Below are 22,751 nucleotides of genomic sequence, written 5' to 3'. Positions count from 1 at the left end.
TTGCGTATAATCCAATTTTTTAAATTTTCAAATTTAAGGATTTATTATGAAAAAGAAAATTTTACTTTCAGCGCTTTTTGGTGCAGTGATTTTCACAGGTTGCGCCACAGAAAAGCAAAGAGTCATCGAAACACCCGTCTCACAAGTCGCACTTAGCCCATATCACGGCGAAAAAGTAGCCGTCAGCGTGGGTAGATTCGCAAACCAATCGACCTATAATAGCGGTATTTTCTCGGACGGCGAGGATAGGCTAGGAAGCCAAGCTTTGAGTATTTTAATCACAAATTTACAGCAAAGCGGGCGTTTTAATGTCTTAGAGCGCACAAATTTAGAGGCGATGAAACAAGAGAGCAAAATTTCGAAAAAAGCCCAAAGCCTAAAAGGGGCGAAATACATCATCACAGGCGATGTCGTGGAGTTTGGCAGAAAAACTGTCGGCGATCATCAGCTTTTTGGAATTTTGGGCAAAGGCAAAACTCAAATCGCATACGCCAAAGTTAATCTTAATGTCGTAAATGTCGCTACTAGCGAGGTTGTGTATTCAAGCAGCGGTGCGGGTGAGTATTCGCTAAGCAACCGCGAAGTTATCGGATTTGGTGGCACAGCTGGATACGACGCTACGCTAAATGGAAAAGTCCTAAGCCTAGCGATTAAAGAAGCCAGCGACAAACTAGCCCTTGGCGTCGATAATAAGGCGTTTTAATGAAAAATTTAATTTTTGCATTTTGCCTCGGGGCGCTTTTAGTGGGGTGTGCTGGCGGTGGCAGGCAGAGCCTGTATCACTGGGACGGCGAGTATCAAAAATCGCTTTATTTGTATCTTAACGAAGAGGGCGACATAAACGAGCAAATTTCATCGTTAGAAAAATCTATCGCCAAAGCAGAAGCTAGCGCGAAAAAGGTTCCGCCAGGGCTTTATGCGCATGTGGGGCTTTTATACAATGCGCTAGGAAATACAGCCGCAGCTAAGTCGTATTTCCAAAAAGAAGCCACAGTGTTCCCGCAATCAAGGGGATATATGGAGTTTTTGCTCAGTGATAAAAAAGCTAAAAAGGGTGCAAAATGAAAAATAAATTTATAAATTTGGCTATATTTTGCCTCGTATTTTTACTTTCTGGTTGCGCAAACAACGCTCCCAAGACCGATTATTCAGCATTTTTGCAAAAAAAGCCAACCTCGATTTTGGTCTTAATGCCGACAAACGAATCCGTTGAGGTTAAGGGCGCAAGCGCGGTTTTGGCTCACAGCGTAATGCCTTTAAGCGAGGCTGGATATTATGTCCTGCCTGTAAGCGTAGCGCACGAGACCTTCAAAAGCAATGGCCTTAGCGAAGCTGGCGAAATTCACGCCGTCTCAGCAGCGAAATTAAAAGAGATTTTTGGCGCAGACGCCGCGCTGTATCTAAAAGTCCTACAATATGGTTCGAGCTACAAGGTCGTTTCTAGCAACACTATCGTCAGCGTCGAAGGAAAGCTCGTAGATTTAGGCTCTGGCGCGACGCTGTGGCAAAAGACAGCCTCAGCCCAAAGTGGCTCAGGGAGTGGTGGCGGAAATCTTTTTGTGATGCTAATCTCGGCCGCGATAGAGCAAATCGCGTCAAGTATCTCGGATAAAAGCTACGATGTATCGGCTATGAGCGACGCTTTGCTTTTAGGGCAAGACTGCAACGATTGCTTGCTTTATGGCCCACTTTCGCCAAATTTCGGCAAAGATAAACAACTGCAAAAAAATTAGTTTTCGCTGGGCAAATTTATCAAATTTGGTAAATTTGCCCTATTTGTCGCCAAGAGAAATTGCGTAGCAGTTTCGTGGCAATCTATGAGTTTTAAAAATTCAAACGCTAAATTTACAAAATTTAAAATTCTGCGAAAATTCGTAATAATACTGTGTAAAAAATTTGTAAATTTTAAAATTTATATTTGAAAAATTAAAGACACCCTAAGGTATCTTAAAATCATTGAAGATCTTGGGTGATTTGGGCCAACCAAGCTTTTATGCGACCTTCTGTGAGGGCACTTTGGTTGTCGTTATCGAGGGCAAGGCCTACGAATTTTCCGTCTTTTATGGCTTTGCTTGCGCTAAATTCATAACCCTCGGTCGGCACCGCGCCTATGATTTTTGCGCCGGCGGTTTTAAATCTGGCATACAACTCCGCCATTGCGTTGCAGTATGCGCCAGAATAGCTCGAACTATCGCCCATGCCAAAAATCGCTACTGTTTTGCCAGCTATATTAATTGCGAGCGAATCAAAGTCGAAGGCCGCCCAATCGTCTTGGAGTTCGCCATCGTTCCAAGTAGAGCTTCCTACGATGAGCGCGGTGTAGTTTGCGAGGTCCGCTGGCGTGATATCTGCTACATTTTTGATTTCATTTACTATGCCTAAATTTTCGCTTATGAGTTTCGCGGCTGCTTCTGTGTTTCCCATCGAGCTACCGTAGATAATGCCTATCATTTAAAATCCTTTATAAGCTAAATTTCGAGGGTCTATATTACTAATTTTGCTATGAATTTATACTTAAATTTGATGATTAATTCGCATACGAATCGTGCAAAAATGCGAAATTCTGATTTTGCTAAAAGTGCGATAAAATCGCGGTTTGGTTAAATTTAGCAAATTTTAAAAGGGCTAAATTTGGGGTTTGCAAAAAAGCTAAATTCCGCCCAAAATTTCAGCGAGAAATTTGGGCGAAATTTTAGATTAATCGTTTTTGTCTTTGTCGCAACAAAAGCTGTTTTTTAGCCCGAAAATCTTGCAATACTCGCAAAATACACAGCTCACGCTTCGTTTTGCGCACACAAGCGGAATATTGCGCTTTTTGACTTCGCTTTTGATTTTTTTCATCGTGTTGTGGTTCAAAAAACTAGTTAGCATTACCACGCAATCGGTGTTTTGTGGGATTGGTTTGCGATTGACGCGATTTTCGTTGCGTGCGTCCCAATGCTCGATATGCGTCGCGCCAAGATTGTGCAAAACAGCCTTTATCGGAGTGATTTCATCCGCGCCTATTACTAAAACACTCATTTTATCCCCTTTTGTTTTGATATTGGTTATTATAACACAAAAAATTTAAAACTTTCTGATAATGGATATAAAAATCTCAGAATTTTTATAAATTTAAAAAGGCTAAATTTAGGGAATTTCGAAAGAATAAAGAAAAAAGGTTGCGGTAAATTTACCGCAACCTGCGAGATTAAATCTCGTCTGAATAATCAGAATTTGCTAAGCGTTTTAGCTGTCTGTATCGTTTTTGAGAGTCTTGTTTGTTTTTAGCATAAAGCTCGTCAGCGTGCTCTGGATTGTTTTTCCTTAGAGCGTTGTAGCGAACTTCGTTCATCAAAAAGCTCTCGTATAGATCCCAATCAGGCTCTTTTGAGCTGATTTTTAGTGGGTTTTGACCAGCGTCTGCTAAGCGTGGATCGAAGGTATAAGTTGGCCAGTAACCGCATTTTGTCGCAAGCTCAGCTTGTGCGCCAGAGTGGTTTAGACCGCCTTTGATACCATGAGCGATACAAGGGCAGTAGCAGATGATGAGTGATGGACCATCATAAGCCTCTGCTTCCAAAATCGCTTTGATTGTAGCAGCTTGGCTAGCGTTTGAGTTGATTTGAGCTACGAAAATATTTCCGTAAGTCATAGCGATTTGTCCCAAATCTTTCTTTTGAACTGCTTTTCCGCCAGCTGTGAATTGAGCGATAGAACCACGGCGGCTAGCTTTTGAGCTTTGGCCACCTGTGTTTGAATAAACCTCAGTGTTTAGAACCAAAACATTTACATTTTCGCCACTAGCTAAAACATGATCAAGTCCGCCGTATCCGATATCATAACCCCAGCCGTCGCCACCGATAATCCATTGTGATTTTTTGCTTAGGTAAGATTTTCTCTCTAAAATTTCACTAACGCCCTTAACACCTTTGTTTTGCTCTAAGATTGGGATTAGTTTGTCTGTGACTTCGCGAGATTTTACAGTGTCGTTGCGATTTTCGATCCAGTCATTATATAGAGCTTTTAGCGCGTTTGGAGCTTCTTCCATTGTATTTAGCATAACATCTTCGATTTTATGGCGAATTGTCTCTGTTGCTACCTTCATACCAAGTCCGAATTCTGCGTTGTCCTCGAATAGTGAGTTTGCCCATGCGACACCGCGTCCGTTTGCGTCTTTGCGGTATGGAGTCGAAGGAGCAGAACCGCCGTAGATTGAGCTACATCCTGTCGCATTTGCTACGATCATGTGATCGCCAAATAATCTTGTGATAAGTGTGATATATGGAGTCTCGCCACAACCTGGGCATGCGCCGTGGAATTCGAAATATGGTCTAGCAAAGCCGACATTTTTGACATTGTTTTTCGGTGCCAAATCATCTTTGTAGCGAACATTTTCAAATAAATAATCAGCGCTTGTTTGCTCACCTTTATCCATTTCTTCGCCAAGTGGAACCATAACCAAAGATTTCTCTTTGCTTGGGCAGTTTTCAGCGCACAATGCACAACCGGTGCAATCTAGCGGGCTTACTTGAATTTTATATTTCATACCTGCAAAATCTTTGCCTTTTGCGTCAAGCAGGTGCTCTTTTGTGTATTGTGGAGCGTTTGCTACATCGTTTTCATCTAGCAAGAACGGTCTGATTACAGCGTGTGGGCAGACGAACGCGCATTGGTTACATTGGATACAATTTGCCTCGATCCATTTTGGCACAAGCACGCCTACACCGCGTTTTTCGTATTTTGTAGTGCCTGCTTCAAATGAGCCGTCTTCGTGTCCGATAAATGCTGATACTGGCAAATCATTTCCTCTGGCTGCATTTACAGGTTTTACGATTTTTTCGACGAATTCTGTGCCTTTGTATCCTACGCTATCAGATTTTACTTCGTCTTTCAAATTTGCCCATGCAGGATCGACTGGGACTTGGACTAAGCCGTCAGCGCCCTTATCAATCGCATCGTAGTTCATTTGCACGATTGCGTCGCCTTTTTTAGCGTATGATTTGTATGCAAATTCCTTCATATATTTTTGAGCTTCTTCAAACGGAATAATTTTTGCTAGTTTGAAAAATGCTGATTGCATAATGGTATTTGTGCGGTTGCCTAGTCCGATTTCGTGGGCTAGTTTAGTAGCGTTTAAAATGTAGAATTTAACATTTTTTTGCGCTAGGATTCTTTTTACTTTGTTTGGTATTTTTTTGATAGTTTCCTCTGCGTCCCAGATTGAGTTCAAAAGGAAAGTTCCGCCGTCTTTGATACCGTCGATTACATCGTAAATTTCAAGATACGCTGCTACTGAACAGGCTACGAAATTTGGATTTGAAACTAGGTAAGTTGAGCGGATTGGTTTTTTACCAAATCTTAGGTGTGAGCGTGTGTAACCGCCTGATTTTTTGCTATCGTAAGCAAAATATGCTTGCGCATAAAGATCTGTTTTATCGCCGATAATTTTGATTGAGTTTTTGTTCGCACCGACTGTGCCGTCTGCGCCAAGTCCGTAGAAAAGACACTCGATCTCATCTGCTTCGCCAAGAGAAATTTTCTCGCCGACTTTTAGTGATAGGAAGGTTACATCGTCTTCGATACCCACAGTGAAGCCATTTTTTGGTTTGTCTGATTTTAGGTTGTCAAATACAGCGATCATTTGAGCTGGATCGACATCTTTTGAGCTTAGGCCATAGCGTCCGCCGATGATTAGTGGAGCTTTTTTGCTGCCATAAAATGCTGATTTGATATCTAGGTATAGTGGCTCGCCGATACTTCCTGGCTCTTTTGTTCTATCTAAAACGCAAATTCTCTCTACTGATTCTGGCAGGACAGCAAATAGGTGTTTTACGCTAAATGGTCTGTAAAGATGAACTTTGATAACGCCAACTTTTTCGCCTTTTGAATTTAGATAATCAACTACCTCTTCAAGAGTTTGATTTACTGAACCCATTGCGACTACAACGCTTGTAGCGTCTTTTGCGCCATAGTATGTGAAAGGCTTATACTCTCTGCCTGTGATTTTTGAAATTTTTTCCATATAATCAGCTACGATATCTGGCAAAGCGTCGTAGAATTTGTTTGTTAGCTCTCTTGTTTGGAAGTAAATGTCATCGTTTTGAGCTGTTCCGCGAGTTTTTGGGTGCTCTGGGTTTAGTGCATTATCACGGAAAGCCTTAACTGCGTCATAATCGAGCAATTTGTCAAATTCGGCGTAATCCATAACCTCGACTTTTTGAATTTCGTGGCTTGTGCGGAAGCCGTCGAAGAAGTGTAGGAAAGGAACGCGACCTTTAATCGCTGCTAGGTGAGCGATACCGCCTAGATCCATTACTTCTTGCACGCTGTCGCTTGCTAGCATAGCAAAGCCTGTTTGGCGACATGCATAGACATCTTGGTGATCACCAAAGATAGAAAGAGCTTGCGCTGCAAGGGCTCTGGCTGCTACATGGATAACGCCTGGTAGCATTTGACCAGCGATTTTATACATATTTGGAATTTTAAGTAGTAAGCCTTGTGAAGCTGTGTAAGTTGTAGTAAGCGCACCAGCTTGCAGTGAGCCATGCACTGTTCCAGCGGCACCTGCCTCGCTTTGCATTTCTACGACTTTAACTGGCATACCAAAAAGGTTTTTCATGCCTTTTGCAGCCCACATATCTGTATAATCAGCCATTGGTGAGCTAGGTGTAATAGGGTAAATTCCTGCAACCTCGGTAAAAGCGTAAGAAACATAAGCCGCGGCTTCGTTTCCGTCCATAGTTTTCATAACTTTTCCCATAATTTCTCCTTACTGTTCGGGATTGTGTAAAACCTGTAAATTTTAGCTAAAAGTTGCTTAATTTGTTGTAAGTAATTAAAATAAAAATGAAATTTTATGGATACAAATTCAACTGAATTTAAGTAAAAGGAGTAAAATTTACTCCTCTTTTTTGCGCTCCCAAACGCGCTTTTTACCGAAGGTTACGACATTATCGGTTAGCTTCATCCAATCAAGCCTAATGGCAAAAAGCTCAGGGTTCATCGCCTTGGCAACGGCAAATCTTTTGAAGTAAATTTTAGCCTCGTTTTCATCTGCGCTACGAATTTTGCCCTTAAACTGAATTCCTTTAATCCTAGAAATGATTTTGGTATCCAAAGCAATCGTGCCAGAGACAAAGCGATTGGTAAAAAGCGCTTTGATATGCGTAGAATCTTCATGCCCTGAAAAAATCAAGGTTTTATTATCTTTATCGTAAGCGTAAAATGCGTTTGAGCAATACGGCAGATTTTCGACTAGCACGGCGATTGACATAAGCTTCATTTTGCTTAAAAATAGGTCAAATTTATCCATAAATCCCCCTGTAAAATTTAAAATTTCAAAAATTTGAGTAATTATACCTACATTTTCTTTTATGCGCTATAATTTCGCGCTAAATTTAGGAGAAGTTATGGAAAATTATAAAAAAATAAAAGAGATGTTTTTAATGCAACAACGCCTAAACGACGAAACTAACGGCGTGGGCTGGGAGGACGGATACACCAAAAATGGCAAACTAATCAACTGGAAGCGTTGCATTTATATGGAGTGCGCTGAGCTAATCGACAGCTTTGCGTGGAAGCACTGGAAAAACATCGCCGCAGCCCCTGATATAGATAATATCGTCATTGAAATCGTGGATATTTGGCACTTTGTGATGAGCTATGTTTTGGAACAAAACAAAAATTTAAAGAGCATTGATGAGATTGCTAGCGAAGTAATCAGCGTAAGCGCGTTTAGAGAATTTAGCGCGCACCGCGCAAATATCGAGGATTACTCGATTTATGAAATCGTAAATGATATCGAGCTTTTGATTCACGAGACGAGCGGATTTAATTTTAGCGTGGGTTCGCTTTTGCAGGATTATTTCAGAGTGGCGATCAAGTGCGGGGTAAATTTGGAGGTGCTTTTCGCCAAATATATCGGCAAAAATGTGCTAAATAAATTCCGCCAAGACAACGGCTACAAAGAGGGCAGTTACCGCAAAATTTGGAACGGCAAAGAGGATAATGTCGTTTTGGTCGAAATTTTAAATAGTGGCGTTTTGGAAGTGGGCGAAATTTACGCAAATTTAGAAAAAGCCTATAAAAACAGCGAAATTTAAAGAAATTTAATGGGTAAAATTTTTCGCCTTTCAATCAAAGATTTTTTTACGAAAAAATTCATCGCCCTTTCGCTTTTGCCGTTTTTTTGCGCGCTTTTGGTGCTTGGATATTTTATGTATTTTGGCGGAAGCGAGATTTTTGCCCTGCTCGAAGAGGGGGCAAAAAGCGGTGATTTTAGCTTTTTGGACGAGGAGCGATTTCCGCTGATTGCAAAACTTCTAGCTTATGGCGCCACAAAATGGATAATCGGCGTGATTTTTTATACCTTTGGGACATTTTTGGTGCTTATGTTAAGCGTGTTTTGCGCGCTTTTTATCGCTGGATTTCTCACGCCGATTGTCACAAAAGAGATAAATTTAAGACACTACCATTTAGAGCGCGCCGATGAGCCAAATTTGGGGCGAGTGCTAACCCTAATGGCGATTGAAATTTTAAAATTTATTGGAATTTTACTGCTTTGCTTGCTACTTTTAGCGGTGCCACTAATAAATCTTTTTGTGATAAATATACCATTTTTTTATATTTATTATAAACTCATTTTAATCGATGTCGCTTCAAACACCCTAGATAAAAAAAGCTTTGAGAAATGCTATAAAAAAGGCGGTGGGTATAAATTTATGCTTAGCGTATTTTTGTTTTATTTAGCGTGTTTGATTCCACTCGTGGGTCTGTTTTTCCAGCTGTTTTTTATCATATACTTATCGCATATAATATTTTTATCGCAACTAAAATTTAAAAAAATTAATGCAAATCAATGAAATTTATGCCGAATTTGTATAAAATAGCAGTTTAGTTTATTTCAAAGGATTTCTCATGAAAACTGGCAATGTCTATATCTGCAATATCTGCTCACTCAAAAGTAGCGATGACGAAAACGCTGTATTCATCAAAGCCCACAAAAACGGCGAAACCGTGCATATTTGCACCGCCTGTATGCCAAGCGTAATACACGGCTCTGGTATGATTGTAAAAAGCAATGCTGAGCTAGAATCTGAATTTTTCGAAGAGTTTAAAAAACACACAAAATAAAAATTTGGCAAATTTTAAAATTTGCCAAATTTAGCCTAAAATCCCTTTAATTTTTTTAGCTCTGGATCGATTACGAGTTTGTTGCCCTCGCTATCGACGGCTACATAGGTTACTTCTGCGCTTGTTACATGCTGGCAAATGCGAGAGCGCGACTCTTTGCAATACCTCTCGGCTGTGACATTTACCAAAACTGTAATCGAAGTGTTGCCGATTTTGGTCACGGTTGCGTGGCAAGTGACTAAATCTCCCACGAAAACAGGCTGTTTAAAAATCACCTCTTTCATTGATATTGTAACCACGCGCTCAGGCGCAAACTCCCTTGCTGCGACAGTTCCAGCCAAATCAATCTGCGATAAAATCCACCCGCCAAAGATATTTCCTGCTGGGTTAGTGTCTGTTGGCATAGCGATGATTTTTATAACTGCTTCGCCCATGTGTTCCATATTTTCTCCTTATTTGTAAATTTAAGTTTGGCATTGTAGCAAAGCCAGATTAAATAAAAAGTTACTAAAACTCTCTTAAAAAAAATTTTGCTAAAATTAGCCAAAATTTTAAAGGGAAAAATATGAATAATTTCGATCGATTAAACGAATTGGTGAGCGAAACGAAGGCAAATTTAAACGCACTTTATGCAAATTCAGATAGCGAAATCATAAAACAAGGTCTGCAAATTTGCGAATTTAGCGACACGCAAAGCGCGAAAATCGCGATTTTAAGGCGCATTGTGGATTTAAAAGAAGAGGCGATGATGCAAGAATTTCGCAAGCTAGGCTATGACGCAAACAAACAAAGCCTTTTGCGTGAAAAAATGTATGATTATGTCAGGCAAATACACTCTGACATGCACGCCGCGCTTATCGCAAAAATTGAAGAGGAGAAAATTTTAAACCCATTTTATTTAGAGCTTATCAAAAGCGTGCATAAAATCGGACTCGTAATCAATCAAATGCAAAAAAGCTGGCAAAAACTCATCATTGATACCAATAACAAACGCTTAGAGATGAATTTCGCCAGTATCGCGGACGCCAAAGAGTATCTTTTCGAAAACGAGCTTTTACAGCGCACGCCACACGATGAAATTTGCGATCGTTGCTATGGTGCGATTATCCAAGATAGCGAGGGCAAATTTGTCATGGCACCCTATGCTGTGGCGTTTGAAGAGGATAGCAAGGAGTTAATCGGCACATTTAATAAAGCGATTTTGGAGCTAGAAGACCTAGCTAGCAACGCCGAGGAGCGGGCATATATCTACTATCTAGCCAAACTTCGCACAGCCTTTGCCGAGCGCAACAATGTCTTTGTAATCGGCGCATGGCGAGACGCCGAAATGGCGTGGATGGAGACCAAATCCCCGATACAAATCGGCCACCCGCTTGAATACTATGAGGATAACTACACACACGCAGTTGCGCTAGAATGGGACATTAGACTATCTCAGCCAACTAGGTTTGACGCGGATAAATTTAAAGCCCAAGTAAGTGCAAGCTTTGATAAAATTTACAAACAAATCGGCGCAAATAGCCCTGTAATGCGCTCGCTCGTGCTTTCAAATATTGATAAAACCCAGCTTTATATCTCCACGCCGATGATTTATTACGGCGCGGATTTAAACGGGCTATTTTCAGCCCAAGTCGTGCCAAATGACGAATTCGTCAGCACAAACTGCGGAAAGAAAATTTTCGCATTTGTAAATTTTGTCTATGAAAGCGCCAAAGCCAAGCCGTTTATGAAAATTTCATCGCAAATTTTTGATTTAGATTATCTAAATTTTGGGCGCGAAATTTTATTCAAACAGCCTAAAATTTGGCGTATGGTCTATGAAATCTCCACAATCGGTCACGAGTTTGGTCATATATTTTTCATCGACGAGGACACAGAGTCTTTGATGAATAAATCAGGCGCTTTCAAGCTCGTCGAAGAATACAAGGCCACCACGGGCGGACTAATCAACTTCTTTTTCAACGAAAAACCAGAAATGCGCCTGCCGGTCCTTGACGAGCTAATCCGCCGTAGCGTGGGGCTCATCGCGTGGCAAAGGGTAAATGATGTGAGACCGTATTATTGCGAGGGGCTAATTCATCTGACGCTACTATTCCGCGCTGGCGTGCTGAAATTTGACGGCGCGAAGCTTGCGGTCGATTTTAGCGAGGCGGGGTATGAGAGATTTAAGGAAATTTGCCTGAAAAATTACGAAATTTTGGCTAGCACTTATTACAAAAAGCTCGACGCTTATGACTTTTTGGACGGATTTGTCGAAAATACTAGCGGCGTGTATCTACCAAAAGACGCGGTGTGTAGGGAGTTTGTGGAGTATTACTACGCGCTTTATGAAAAAATCGGCAATGAAATCGACGAGAGTGGCGAGCGCGAAAAATGGGCAAATTAAGGTCAAATTTAGCCTTTTTGGGGTTTTAAACACTGCGCCTGAAATTTGAAATTCTAAATTTTGCTTGCCATTGTTATTGCGAGCGAGCTTTGCTCGCGTGGTAATCTACAAGTTTAAAATTCCTTGCGCTAAATTTGCTGTCATTGCGAGCTTTCGTAGAAAGCGAAGCAATCCAGGGAAATTCAGATAAATTTCAATTCTTAAATTCTCTCTAAATTTTACTGGATTGCCACGCTCGTTACACTCGCTCGCAATGACACGAAATTTGCGTTTTGGTAATTTTTGCTCGTAGATTGCCACGAATTTTGCTAACGCAAAATTCTCGCAATGACAAATTAAACAAATTTTGCCCACCATTGTCATTGCAAGGAGCGACAGCGCCGAAGCAATCCAGAAAAATTTAAATTCAAAATTCAACCCAAATTTAGCATTGAACGATTTTTTGAATTTTAGACAAAATTTTAAAATTCTCTGTAAGGGGGAGGGCGCGCTTGTTTGCTCTGCTTCGCGCGTTGCGCTCGCAAGAAACCTGCTTCGGCTTCCGCCTCGCACCGCTACGCTGGTTTTGGAGACGCTACCCTCCCCCTTACCAACCCCCACCCCTGTAAAACCTTAAAATTTAGCTGGTTTGAGTTTTACTGAAATGCTTCGCATTTCCTTAAAATTTCAAACATAAAAAAACCCCGAGATTGCTCTCGGGGTTGTGTTAAATTTAAGGATTAAATTTAAAGATTAAATTTAGAGGTTAAATTTTAAAAATTTGACAAAATTTAAATTTTGCCAAATTTAACTAAAACGCAATGCTAAGTGCCATTTGTGCGCTTACGCCTTCTTGTTTGCCAGCGTATCCTTTCACGCCAGCGTCGAATTTAAGCGTTTCGGTTTTGTATTGATAGCCGATTTCGCCAATTCCTGTTAGGCCTTTTAGATCTGGGCTTAACATTTCGCCTGTGCTACCATTTGGCACGATAAATCGTCCGCCTGCTTCTGAGCTAAACTCATATTCGCCAGCTAGTCCTAGATAAAATTTATTGTGTTCATCTATTTTAAAGTTATCTTGCAAGCCAGCTCTAATCTTGTGTGATTGCAAAGCGTCGAAGTGAGTATCCACGCCATCTATTTTGATATCGGCTGCGTCGATATGAGTGTAGAAATATCTAGCATAAAAATCCAAATCGTTGCTTTCGCTTAGCGGGACGATTTTGCCACCACCTACATGCACAGCGTAGTATGTAGAGTCTATGCCCCAATCATAGTATTTGCTAACGCCGTTGAAATTTAGAGTGCCGTCGAAATTCGTAGTTAGCTGGCCAACTCTAAATGAGCCCTCATAGTATGAGCCACTCGCATTTTCTTGTTTGCCAAATGCACCCACACCAGCGTAGTATGCGTCCCCGCTACCTTTGGTGCCGTCATCTAGGTAAGCGTCGTAATCGACATTGCCGTATTCGATGAAAATACCCATTGTAAATTCACCCTTGCTATTTGGTGCTTTGCCTGCAAGACCTGCGTTTGCGTTAAAGCCCAAACTATCTACATGAGAGCCTGTGTTGTAGCGTTTGTCGTAACCCTCTACGATAGCATAAGGGAAAAGCTCGGTATATCCATCAGGTATAATGCGCTCTAAGTGGTTTGAGATGAGATACGAACCTTCCCAAACAGCCGCCATACCAGCAATCCTTGCTTCGTTGAAAATTTTGGTTTGGTCATTAGTAGTAACGGTCTTTGCAGACGCTAGATCCAAGCTATCTTTCAAGTCGTATTTCACGGTTGCGCCAATTTGAATATTTGTGCTTAGCGGTTTATTGCCAGCAATATTACTTCCGTTGGCTGTTTTTAGTAAATGAACTCTACCGCCATTGTTTTGCAAATTGCTCAAATTATCGACAAACACATTGATATTTGATTTAGATAGATCTGTGCCTGCTCCGCCAGTTAGCGTAATGGCGGTTTGTCCCGGACTTGGGTTGCTAGGTAAATAAAAGTTAATGGTTTCAAAATCTTTGACATCTTTTAGTGTGATTGTATCCATTGTAATTCTTTTATCGCTTTCGCCTACATTTAGTGTATTTCCGCTAGGACCGCCGTCAAATGTAACTGTGCCTAAATCCAAATCCCCTTTTGGAGAGATTGTGATTGTATTGCCACTTTTTTCTTGACCAAATTTAGTAAAAAAATCATCTCCGCCGATTGTATCTTTTATCTCTTCTGTTATATCGTGATTACCTGCGATATATAGAGATTTTTTATCAGTGCTTACAAACATACCGCGAATATTTCTTTTAAAGGCAGAAGCATTGTCGATAATATAATCTTGGTTTGTTTGATACGCATCGATTACTATACCTTCTGAGTTATCCCAGTCGTGTTTTACGGTTGTGCCACTAGCGCCTATATTTGTATTGTAGTTCGCCATTTTAGTATAGTCGGCTAGTTCGCTTGTGGTGCTATCGATTAGATAAAATTTTGTCTCTTTTTTTGTCAAATCTAAATCGCCTGATCCCCAAGAATAATCCCGCCCTGTATTATATTCAAAGCCATTTGTAGTCTCTTTTTTCACGCCGTTTTTATCTATCGTATTTACAACTTTTATTGTTGTTGTATTTTGGGCGGTATATTTATCGTAAATAACTCCACTTAACGCATCTGTTGCGCCATTACCACGCTCATCACTTATCGTGTTGCCGCTACTTAAAAATTTCACGCTAACGCCGTCTAAGCTACTAGAATTTGTTCCTGTTAAAGAAAGCACGGCTTTGCTTTTATCACCTTCTTGTAAAACATTGAAATTTAAACTATCAAAGCCAGTTATTTCTCCTGCTTTTCGTGTACCCCAAGTGCTAGTGTCATTGCCTAGGATTAGTGTATTTTCTGTTTTTTCTTTGTTTCCACCTACGACAGCTCCTGCGACATTTCCGTTTAGGAAATACACGGCGTTGCCTGTCGTGGTTCCCAAAGATGTATCAAATATATATCCGCCATATACATTTTCTGTAACTTTTCCATTGCCCGATAAATCTAAAATGACTAAATTTTTATTTGCGCCTTTTGATATATTAGTTACTCTATTGTCTGCCTTCACGCCTGCTGCACCACCATAGATATTTGCAATTTTACTCTCGCCCACTGCGACAGCTATATTGCCATCTGCACCACCTGATTTTGGTCTCCAAGTCGCGCCACCGTAAATATTGGTTTGTACGATATTATCATCTACATCTTTATTAAAATCGCTTATATATGCGCGGTTGTTATTTGCTTCGCCTTGCCTTGCAGCGCCACCAAAAAGTTTTCTAGTAGTGCTGTTTTCATTGCTATCATAATAAGCATGAGAATCTTCAAAAATTATTTGATTATATTGCACATTGGCTTGTTGTTCTCCTTCATCTGTCTGCGAAAAAGCACCAGTTATTTCAAAGTTGTTACCTTGCCCATAAATAGTGCTGCCTTTGACATGTAGAGTGTTATAATCCGCGAACGAAGCTATTCCGTATGTGATAGCACCACGAAGATTACCACTATTAATAGTTACGGTGCTTTTATTAACTACGGTTGTATTGTAATTAGTGGTAGTATTTTTTCCTGTCGTTCCTTCTTTGCCTGCTCTACCAGCCCAAGCACTACCTGTATATGTCGCATTATCAAAAAAAACAGAATTGTTATTTGCCTTTACATCGTTGATTGTTGTGCCAAGACGAGCTGCTTCTATACCTTTGGTAACATCGATATTGCCAGTAATTGTAATTTTATTATTTAATACATTTTTACTATTGGAATAACCACCAAAAACAGCATTTTTAAATGGTATACTTCCAGTCCCAGCAGTGTTACTAATGGTAATATTCGAATTTTCTGTCTCGCCATCGCCTAAATGGCGACCACTTTCTGTTTCTATTTTGTTCGCTCCTGTAATATAAGAAGCTGCGTTTAAGGCACTCACACCACCTACGGCAAATAAAATTGTAGCTAAGACGATACTTCCTCTGCTTTTGTTTAATGCTTTCATCTCAAACTCCTTTGAAATTTTATAAATAGCTGAAATTATAACTTAAATCACAGAAAAAAGCGGTAAAATTTAAAGAATTTATGGGAATTTTTGCATTTTTTTAAAAATTTGACAAATTAGGCGCTTTGGGCGCGGATTAAGCACAAAATTCTCGCAATGACAGCGATTTTGCAAATTCTAAATTTTAAACTCGCAGATTGCTTCGAGCCTTTCGGCTCTCGCAATGACAAATCAAGCGTCGCGGGGGGGCAATAACAAACAAAACAAAATCAAATTTTCTGATTTAAATCCACGCTTTCGATTGCTAAATTTCGAAATTTAGCCAAATTTTCCACTTCGCGCGCAGTATCTTCGGTGCAAGGCAAAACTATATGAAATCCACGCTCAAAGCCCAAAAAATAGTTTTCGCCACTCCTAGCTATGCGGTTTAAATCGCTAGTAGCGAACTTCTCGCTCGCACTGGCTTCGCCATTAGCGAAGCTAATCTCACTCTCGCTCCATAAAAAATTCATCTGCACACTTGAAGGCTCGATATTTTCGGCGTTTGCAATATGTTTGCGAAGCATTTTGCGATAAAATTTAGGGAAAAACACCAGCCACAGCGCGCCCATGATTAGCGAGGCGACGCTTGCAATCGGGGCTGTTTTGAAAAGTCCGTCGATGATGATACCAAAGATCAAAAACTCAAAAGCGATCGCATAGGTGCTGACGATTTTTTGTTTTTTTGCTTTTTTGCTGTGAAGTAGCATAAATTTGTTAAGTGCGACGACATCGCGCTCGGTGATAGTTACTTGCATAATTTTCCTTGATAAAATTTGGTGCATTTTATCAAATTCGGCTTAAATTTTCTATGTTAAATTTAAAAGGCTAAAATTCGCGCAAATTTAAGGAAAAATTATGAAAAATTTACTCAAAATCAGCGGATTTTTGCCATTTATGATAATAATGTTTATCAACGCTAGCGTAGATCTTGCGCACAAAATCACTATCCAAAATGTCCTAGTCAAGAGCTTTTCAGGCGACACGCTCATTGCCCTGACCGCGCTAGTAAATATGCTAATCTTGCTTCCATATATTTTTTTATTTAGCACTTCTGGCTTTTTAAACGACAAATTCTCGCGCACGAAAATCACTCGCGCTTGCGCCCTGCTTGGCGTGGCTTTGTGCGCGCTAATCACGCTTGGATACATTTGCGGGTGGTTTTATTTCGCATTTTTTATGACGATTCTTTTAGCTGCGCAAAGCGCGATATACTCGCCCGCGAAATATGGACTAATCAAAAAAATCGTCGGAGCGAAAAATTTAGGCGCGGCAAACGGCGCAGTGCAGGCTCTAACCATAATCGCGATTTTGCTCTCATCACTTGTGTTTTCTGTGATTTTCGAAAGCTTTGCAAAGCAAGGCGCAGGTGCTGGCGAGCTTTTGCGCTCGGTGTGGTTTATCGGGCTTTTGCTCGTGGCTGGCTCTATGGTGGAGGCGTATTTTGCCTATAAAATTCCATATTTTGACGCGGCTGAGCCTGAGGCGAAATTCGAATTTGCCAAATTCGCAAAATTCGAGTATCTAAGGCAAAATTTAAAATTCGTAACCTCGGATAAAAATATCTTGCTCTGCACGCTTGGGCTTTCGATGTTTTGGGCTGTTTCACAGCTCGTGATTGCGACATTTCCGGCGCATTTTAAGGCCATTAGCGGAAATGATAATGTGATGATTATCCAAGTCATTTTAGCACTAAGTGCGATTGGAATCGCGCTGGGAGCGGTGTTTGCAGGAAGTTATTGCAAAAAACATATCGAGCTAGGAATCGTGCCATTTGGCGCATTTGGACTAGGACTTGCGCTGATGATTTTAGCAAACGCAAATTCGGCTTTTACGCTATCTTTGGCGTCGCTATTTTTCGGATTTAGCGGTGGAATTTTTATCGTGCCACTTAATGCGAATATTCAGTTTTTTACCCGCGATGAGCGCATGGGGCGCGTGCTAGCGGGGTCAAATTTTATCCAAAATATCTTTATGGTGCTGTTTTTGATAATCGCCATAATTCTAGTAAATTTTGCCGTGTATAGTGGCGAAATCTTTGTAATGTGCGCGCTGTGCGTGCTAATCTGCGGAATTTTTAGCGCCAGATACCTGCCGCACCTTTTCATGCGAATTTTGCTTTTGCCGTTTTTGAAATTTGGATATAAAGTCCGCGTCGATGGGCTAGAAAATATCCCGCAAAGTGGCGGAGTTTTGCTTTTAGGCAATCACATTAGCTGGATTGATTGGGCAGTCGTGCAGCTTGCCTGCCCGCGCGCTGTGCGCTTTGTAATGCACAGAAGCTATTATGAGCTGTGGTATTTGAAGTGGTTTTTGAAAATTTTTGGCGTAATTCCGATCGGCGCAGGGGTCAGCAAAAGTGCGCTTGGCGCGATAAAAGAAGCCTTAAACGCTGGCGAAGTGGTGGGGCTTTTCCCAGAAGGGCACATTAGCTACAATGGCAGAGTCGATGAGTTTCAAGCTGGATTTGAGCACGCTGCAAAGGGCGCAAATGCCGTGATAGTGCCGTTTTATATCCGTGGGCTTTGGGGTTCGACATTTTCAAGGGCTAGCGAACATTATAAAAAAACAATCTCCAAGCTTGGCACGCACGCTTTGAGGGTGAGTTTTGGTGCGCCACTAGATATAAATGCCAAAGCGCACGAGGTCAAAAAGGCCGTGAGAGAACTATCGTTTTTTAGCTGGGAAAAATACCTTAGCTCGCTTGATCCCTTAGCGTATAACTGGCTAAATCAGGCGAAAATTTCGCCATTTAAAACTACCGCGGTCGATAGCACAGGGGTGAAATTTACAAATTTAGCGATGATGAGCGCGCTAATAATGTTTCAAAAGCGCCTAGCACCGCGCATAGGAAATGAAAAAAACATAGGCATAATCCTGCCTAGCTCCGTGATTGCAAGTGCGATAAATTTGACGATTTTAGCCATGGGCAAAATCAGCGTAAATCTCAACTACACTCTAAGCGAAGAAAATCTCGTGTATTGCGCCACAAAGGCGAATTTGCGCACCATAATCAGCTCGAAAAAATTTGTCGAAAAGCTAAAATCGCGTGGATTTGAGCTAGAAAGTAGCCTTGGCGAGAGATTAGTGTATTTGGAGGATATCGGTGCAGATATCACACGCAAAGAGCGCATAAGCACGGCGATAAAGGCTCTTTTGATGCCGAAATTTTTATTCGAGGTTTTGTATATCGCGCCACACGCAATCGACGATGAGGCTACGATTTTATTTAGCAGTGGAAGCGAGGGACGCCCAAAAGGCGTGGTGCTCACGCACAAAAACATAATGGCAAATGTGCGCCAAATCTCCGAACTCGTAAATGCCACGGGTGAAGACGCGCTTTTGGCGTCTTTGCCGATTTTTCACTGCTTTGGGCTAACTGTTACGACGCTATTTCCGCTAAATGACGGACTTTTAAGCATACATGTCCCAGACCCGACAGACGCGTTTTGTGTGGGCAAAATGAGCGCGAAATACGGCGCGTCGATTATGTTTGGAACCTCGACATTTTTTAGACTTTATGCCAAAAACAAACGCCTAAATCCGCTAATGCTTCGAAATTTGCGCCTTGCAATCGCAGGTGCTGAAAAGCTAAGCGAGAGCGTGAAAAAGGACTTTAAGGTCAAATTTGGCGTGGATATTTATGAGGGATACGGCACCACAGAGACTGCGCCTGTGGTGAGCGTAAATACGCCAAATATTTTAGAGCCTGATTTTTTCAAGGAACTTGCCTTCAACCGCGAAAAAAGCGTGGGTTTGCCACTAGCTGGCACGATAATAAAAATCGTCGATCCCGCGAATTTCACCGAGCTTGGAAACGGCGAAGCAGGGCTAATCCTAATCGGCGGGGCGCAGGTGATGAAATGCTACTACGACGAGCCAGAGCGCACAGCGCGCGCGATTATCGAAATCGATGGCGTGAGGTATTATAACAGTGGCGATATCGGATACTGCGACGATGACGGGTTTTTGTTTATCACAGACCGCCTTTCGCGCTTCGCAAAAATTGGTGGCGAAATGATAAGTCTGGGCGCAGTAGAGGGGGCGATAGGCGAAATTTTAGGCTCTACGGTTAGCTTTTCGTGTGTAAATTTGGCTGATGAGAAAAAGGGCGAGAAAATCGCGCTACTATACAGCGCCGAATTTGGCGAAGATGAAATTTCGCAGATGATAAAGGGTGCAAATTTAGCCCCGATAATGCAGCCAAGCGTGGTAAAAAAAGTGGGCGAAATACCGATTTTAGGCAGCGGCAAGGTGGATTTTAAAGCTGTGAAAAAAATGGCAGAGGATATGGGAATTTAAAATTTTACTGGGCAAATCCTCGCAATGACAGATTAAGCAAATTTATCGTCATTGCGAGTGAAATTTACTTCACCAAAGATAAATCAAGTTTGATTTCGTCGTTTTTGATGACGCAAATGCCCTTATTTAGCACATTTTGTGCGATTTGCTTGGCGCCTTGCAAAGAGTGCATTTCGCAGGTGCCACACTGAAATTTATTCAGTTCTGGTATGTCGCTTTGGCATTTTACCGCTAGCACATCGTGCATAGAGCTCTTCCATGCGTGAATTATCTCCTCTTCGCGCGGTTCGCCGATTAAACTCATATAAAATCCAGTCCTGCACCCCATAGGCGAAATGTCGATGATTTCGACATCGGCGCTGTTTAAATACGCTCTCATAAAGCCCGCAAAAAGGTGTTCGAGCGTGTGAGTGGCGCGCTCGCTCATAATCTCTAAATTTGGCCTGCAAAATCGCAAATCAAAAACGCAAATCTTATCACCGCCCTTTGTGGTCATTTTTTTGGCGAGTCGCACGCCAGGGGCTTTCATCTTGGTATGATCTACTAAAAAACTATCAAGCAGTGGCATTTTTTCTCCTTTAAAGTCGTTTGATTTCTTTTTTTTCAAATAAAATTTCGCTAGGGCTTTTCTCATCAGAGAAAAAGACATTATAAACAAACATCGAAAACACCGCGGTCGTAACGATAGCCATAAAAATCAAAACCGCGAAAATTATCTTGCGAATTATTAGCATGCGCGCGCCTGAGCCCTTAAAACGCCATTAAACGCGCGTGCGCTAGATTATAAATCATCGCAGAGCCCTGCGTGGCGAGTTTATTTAGCATTTTTTCATACGGGCTTGGTTCTAGCCAGATTGGATTTGATACGCCACTTAGCTTTTCGCACGCTGTTTTGGCGCTTTGCAGTGAGCCGACCTCGTCGATTAGGCCTAGTTTTTTGGCCTGCGCGCTTAAAAATACCCTAGCGTTCGCCCAAATTTCGCGCTCGTCGAATTTAAGCTTTCTCGCACTTGCCACTTCGCGCGCAAACAGCTCGTAGCTTTGATTTACTAGGCTTTGCAGACTTTCCCTCTCAGCCTCGCTCCACGGCCTCATCATGGTTCCAGCCTCTTTAAATTCCCCAGCCTTTACGACCTGCTCGCTAATGCCGATTTTTTCGGTTAAATTCGAAACATCAAGCCCTTGCATAATCACGCCGATTGAGCCGATAAACGAGCCCGGGTTTGCGTAAATTTTACTAGCCCACACGCCACTAAGATAGCTTCCGCTCGCCATTGTGCCCTTGGCGTATGCTACGACTGGCTTTTTGGCGTTTAGGGATTTTATCGCTTGTGAGATTTCTACGCTTGGGCTTAGAGCTCCGCCTGGGCTATCAATGATGAGCAAAACGCCCTTGATTGCGCCGTTGTTTTCGATTTCTTTGATTTTTTCTAAAATTTGGCTATCGTCCATAATCGTGCCGGTCAAATTTATCGTGGCTAAATTTGCATTTGGACTTTGCGCGCTCTTATCCCCGCTAAAAATCAAAAACACAATGAGCAAAAATATCATTGATTTAAAATATTTATTTATAAAGCCAAGCACCGCTAAAATGGGCGTAAAAAGGTTTTTTAGAAATTGCATTTTTTGCCTTTGATATATAGTGATTTTGCGTTTTTACTCTGTAAAATCAGCTGTAACGCTAGCTGGCTCTCATCGCACTCAAATCCCTCAAATACAGCGATATCTGCGATTTTGCCATTACTTAGCTCGCCTAAATTCAAATCCAGCGATTTTGCCGCGCGGTTTGTCGCACCTAGCAAAAGTTCGCGCGCAAGCTTGCTAAGCTCCAATCCATCATGCACAAAGAGATTTGCCCTAAGCTCGTCGAGGAAATTTAGGCTGATATTCGAGCTTAGCCCGTCTGTGCCGATAGAAAATAAATAGCCGTTTTTAATAACGCTAGTTAGCTTTAATCTATCTCTGCCTAAAAGGCGGTTTGAGACCGCGCAGTGCGTGATAGAGTGGAGTTTTTTATCAAAAAGTTTGAGATCTGCAAAGACACAGTGCGTAAAGAGCGTGCGCACGCCCTTGAAATACTCGATATAGCTTTTTGGCGAATAAAATGGTTTTGGGTTTGGCAAAAACGCCCCAAGCCACTCTTTAAACGCGCCTTTGCCGTGTTTGAGCCAGTCGCGCTCGTGGTTGCTCTCCATGAAATGCGAACTCATCAAAAGCTCGTTATCGCGGGCAAAATCAGTGGCAAATTTCGTGATTTCTGGGTGCGTGGAGTATGGCGCATGCACGGAGACTGCCGGGATAAACAGATCGCTTACAAGCTCAGCGGACCTTGTGAAGCGCTCGCTAAATTTATCTATATTTGCGTCGATTGTGTTTTTATCCGCGCCTAAAATTTCGTTGAAAAACACGAAGCGCGCAGGCGTTTTGGCGCAAATTTGAGCCTCTGTGCCAAAGCTAGAAATTTCGCCTATCGTAGCCACGCCTGATTTCATCATAGTTAAAATTTCTTTTTCGATTATCGTTTCTAAGGCCTGTTTGGAGAGCTCTTCTCTGGCATTTACGATAGAGGCGACCCATTTTACGAAATCGCCGTAGATTAGGTGCGTGCGGTTCGCGCTAAATTCTAAATGCGTGTGAGTGTTGATAAACGCCGGCATGGCGATATCGCTTCCGCAATCGATAAATTCAGCCTCGGGGTATTTTTCCCTAGCTTCATTTGGTTTTAAAATTTCTTCTATTTTTTCGTCAAAAACTACGGCTTTGTCGCGGTGAATTTTAAATTTTTCATCGCAGGTTAAAATCCACTTCGCCTTTAAAATTTTCATAATTAATCCTTGTGATTTGTGATGAAATATTTTACAATAAATTAGTAAAAATTTAAGATAGTCAAAAATAAGCAATATT

The 22,751-nt window shown here is 41.6% G+C and carries 19 protein-coding genes; 8 read left to right on the top strand and 11 right to left on the bottom strand.

Annotated features, from left to right (window positions below; all coding sequences use genetic code 11):
• Positions 1–46 precede the first annotated feature (46 nt).
• From OFN98_RS07200 to OFN98_RS07190, 3 genes are read left to right on the top strand one after another with little or no spacing between them, the layout of a single operon-like run.
• A complete protein-coding gene (locus OFN98_RS07200; RefSeq protein WP_270859927.1) occupies positions 47–703 on the top strand; it encodes a CsgG/HfaB family protein in 657 nt (218 codons plus the stop codon).
• Positions 703–1,065, top strand: a complete 363-nt coding sequence (locus tag OFN98_RS07195) for a DUF4810 domain-containing protein (RefSeq protein ID WP_270874959.1) — start codon at positions 703–705, stop codon at positions 1,063–1,065. Before OFN98_RS07200 ends, OFN98_RS07195 begins: the two co-directional genes overlap by 1 nt.
• Positions 1,062–1,733, top strand: a complete 672-nt coding sequence (locus tag OFN98_RS07190) for a DUF799 domain-containing protein (protein WP_270874960.1) — start codon at positions 1,062–1,064, stop codon at positions 1,731–1,733. Before OFN98_RS07195 ends, OFN98_RS07190 begins: the two co-directional genes overlap by 4 nt.
• 220 nt (positions 1,734–1,953) lie before the next feature.
• On the opposite strand, the gene OFN98_RS07185 is transcribed toward OFN98_RS07190, so the two are convergent.
• The 4 genes from OFN98_RS07185 to OFN98_RS07170 form a co-directional block, all read right to left on the bottom strand.
• Positions 1,954–2,451, bottom strand: a complete 498-nt coding sequence (locus tag OFN98_RS07185; RefSeq protein WP_270874961.1) for a flavodoxin — start codon at positions 2,449–2,451, stop codon at positions 1,954–1,956.
• Positions 2,452–2,697: 246 nt separating this feature from the next.
• Entirely contained in the window at positions 2,698–3,021 is a 324-nt protein-coding gene (locus tag OFN98_RS07180; RefSeq protein ID WP_270859923.1) for a DUF2325 domain-containing protein, read from the bottom strand.
• Between the two features lie 169 nt (positions 3,022–3,190).
• Entirely contained in the window at positions 3,191–6,742 is a 3,552-nt protein-coding gene (gene nifJ, locus OFN98_RS07175; RefSeq protein ID WP_270874962.1) for a pyruvate:ferredoxin (flavodoxin) oxidoreductase, read from the bottom strand.
• Between the two features lie 138 nt (positions 6,743–6,880).
• On the bottom strand, positions 6,881–7,294 hold the full coding sequence (locus OFN98_RS07170) for a hypothetical protein (protein ID WP_270862801.1): 414 nt from the start codon (positions 7,292–7,294) through the stop codon (positions 6,881–6,883).
• 97 nt (positions 7,295–7,391) lie between these two features.
• Here OFN98_RS07170 and dut point away from each other — a divergent pair, with 97 nt between their 5' ends.
• From dut to OFN98_RS07155, 3 genes are read left to right on the top strand one after another with little or no spacing between them, the layout of a single operon-like run.
• Positions 7,392–8,084: a dUTPase gene (dut, locus tag OFN98_RS07165; RefSeq protein ID WP_270859920.1), complete on the top strand. Its 693-nt coding sequence runs from the start codon at positions 7,392–7,394 to the stop codon at positions 8,082–8,084.
• 9 nt (positions 8,085–8,093) lie between these two features.
• Positions 8,094–8,843: an EI24 domain-containing protein gene (locus tag OFN98_RS07160; RefSeq protein WP_270874963.1), complete on the top strand. Its 750-nt coding sequence runs from the start codon at positions 8,094–8,096 to the stop codon at positions 8,841–8,843.
• A 55-nt stretch (positions 8,844–8,898) separates the two neighbouring features.
• Positions 8,899–9,114, top strand: coding sequence for a hypothetical protein (locus OFN98_RS07155; protein ID WP_270859918.1), 216 nt, complete (start codon positions 8,899–8,901; stop codon positions 9,112–9,114).
• A gap of 35 nt (positions 9,115–9,149) precedes the next feature.
• Here OFN98_RS07155 and OFN98_RS07150 read toward each other — a convergent pair whose 3' ends face one another.
• Entirely contained in the window at positions 9,150–9,557 is a 408-nt protein-coding gene (locus OFN98_RS07150) for an acyl-CoA thioesterase (protein WP_270862798.1), read from the bottom strand.
• A 122-nt stretch (positions 9,558–9,679) separates the two neighbouring features.
• On the opposite strand from OFN98_RS07150, the gene ciaB reads away from it, so the two are divergent.
• Positions 9,680–11,500: an invasion protein CiaB gene (ciaB, locus tag OFN98_RS07145; protein WP_270874964.1), complete on the top strand. Its 1,821-nt coding sequence runs from the start codon at positions 9,680–9,682 to the stop codon at positions 11,498–11,500.
• 790 nt (positions 11,501–12,290) lie between these two features.
• Here ciaB and OFN98_RS07140 read toward each other — a convergent pair.
• Both OFN98_RS07140 and OFN98_RS07135 read right to left on the bottom strand, forming a co-directional pair.
• Entirely contained in the window at positions 12,291–15,506 is a 3,216-nt protein-coding gene (locus tag OFN98_RS07140) for a hypothetical protein (RefSeq protein ID WP_270874965.1), read from the bottom strand.
• A 269-nt stretch (positions 15,507–15,775) separates the two neighbouring features.
• Positions 15,776–16,303 carry a hypothetical protein gene (locus OFN98_RS07135; protein ID WP_270874966.1) on the bottom strand — a complete coding sequence of 176 codons (528 nt, stop codon included), beginning with the start codon at positions 16,301–16,303 and terminating at the stop codon, positions 15,776–15,778.
• Between the two features lie 100 nt (positions 16,304–16,403).
• Here OFN98_RS07135 and OFN98_RS07130 point away from each other — a divergent pair, with 100 nt between their 5' ends.
• Positions 16,404–19,847 (top strand): acyl-[ACP]--phospholipid O-acyltransferase, encoded by a 3,444-nt coding sequence (locus tag OFN98_RS07130; protein WP_270874967.1) that lies wholly within the window; start codon positions 16,404–16,406, stop codon positions 19,845–19,847.
• 64 nt (positions 19,848–19,911) lie between these two features.
• On the opposite strand, the gene luxS is transcribed toward OFN98_RS07130, so the two are convergent.
• From luxS to mqnF, 4 genes are read right to left on the bottom strand one after another with little or no spacing between them, the layout of a single operon-like run.
• Complete coding sequence (luxS, locus tag OFN98_RS07125; protein ID WP_270876650.1) at positions 19,912–20,415, bottom strand: S-ribosylhomocysteine lyase; 504 nt, start codon at positions 20,413–20,415, stop codon at positions 19,912–19,914.
• A gap of 10 nt (positions 20,416–20,425) precedes the next feature.
• Positions 20,426–20,581: a hypothetical protein gene (locus OFN98_RS07120; protein ID WP_270859783.1), complete on the bottom strand. Its 156-nt coding sequence runs from the start codon at positions 20,579–20,581 to the stop codon at positions 20,426–20,428.
• Between the two features lie 16 nt (positions 20,582–20,597).
• Positions 20,598–21,470 (bottom strand): signal peptide peptidase SppA, encoded by an 873-nt coding sequence (sppA, locus tag OFN98_RS07115; protein ID WP_270876649.1) that lies wholly within the window; start codon positions 21,468–21,470, stop codon positions 20,598–20,600.
• Positions 21,458–22,672, bottom strand: coding sequence for an aminofutalosine deaminase family hydrolase (mqnF, locus tag OFN98_RS07110; protein ID WP_270874971.1), 1,215 nt, complete (start codon positions 22,670–22,672; stop codon positions 21,458–21,460). Before mqnF ends, sppA begins: the two co-directional genes overlap by 13 nt.
• Positions 22,673–22,751: the final 79 nt, after the last annotated feature.

Source organism: Campylobacter sp. JMF_15 NE4 (assembly GCF_027737645.1).
Taxonomy (GTDB): domain Bacteria; phylum Campylobacterota; class Campylobacteria; order Campylobacterales; family Campylobacteraceae; genus Campylobacter_B.
This window is presented reverse-complemented; position numbering and strand designations above follow the sequence as displayed.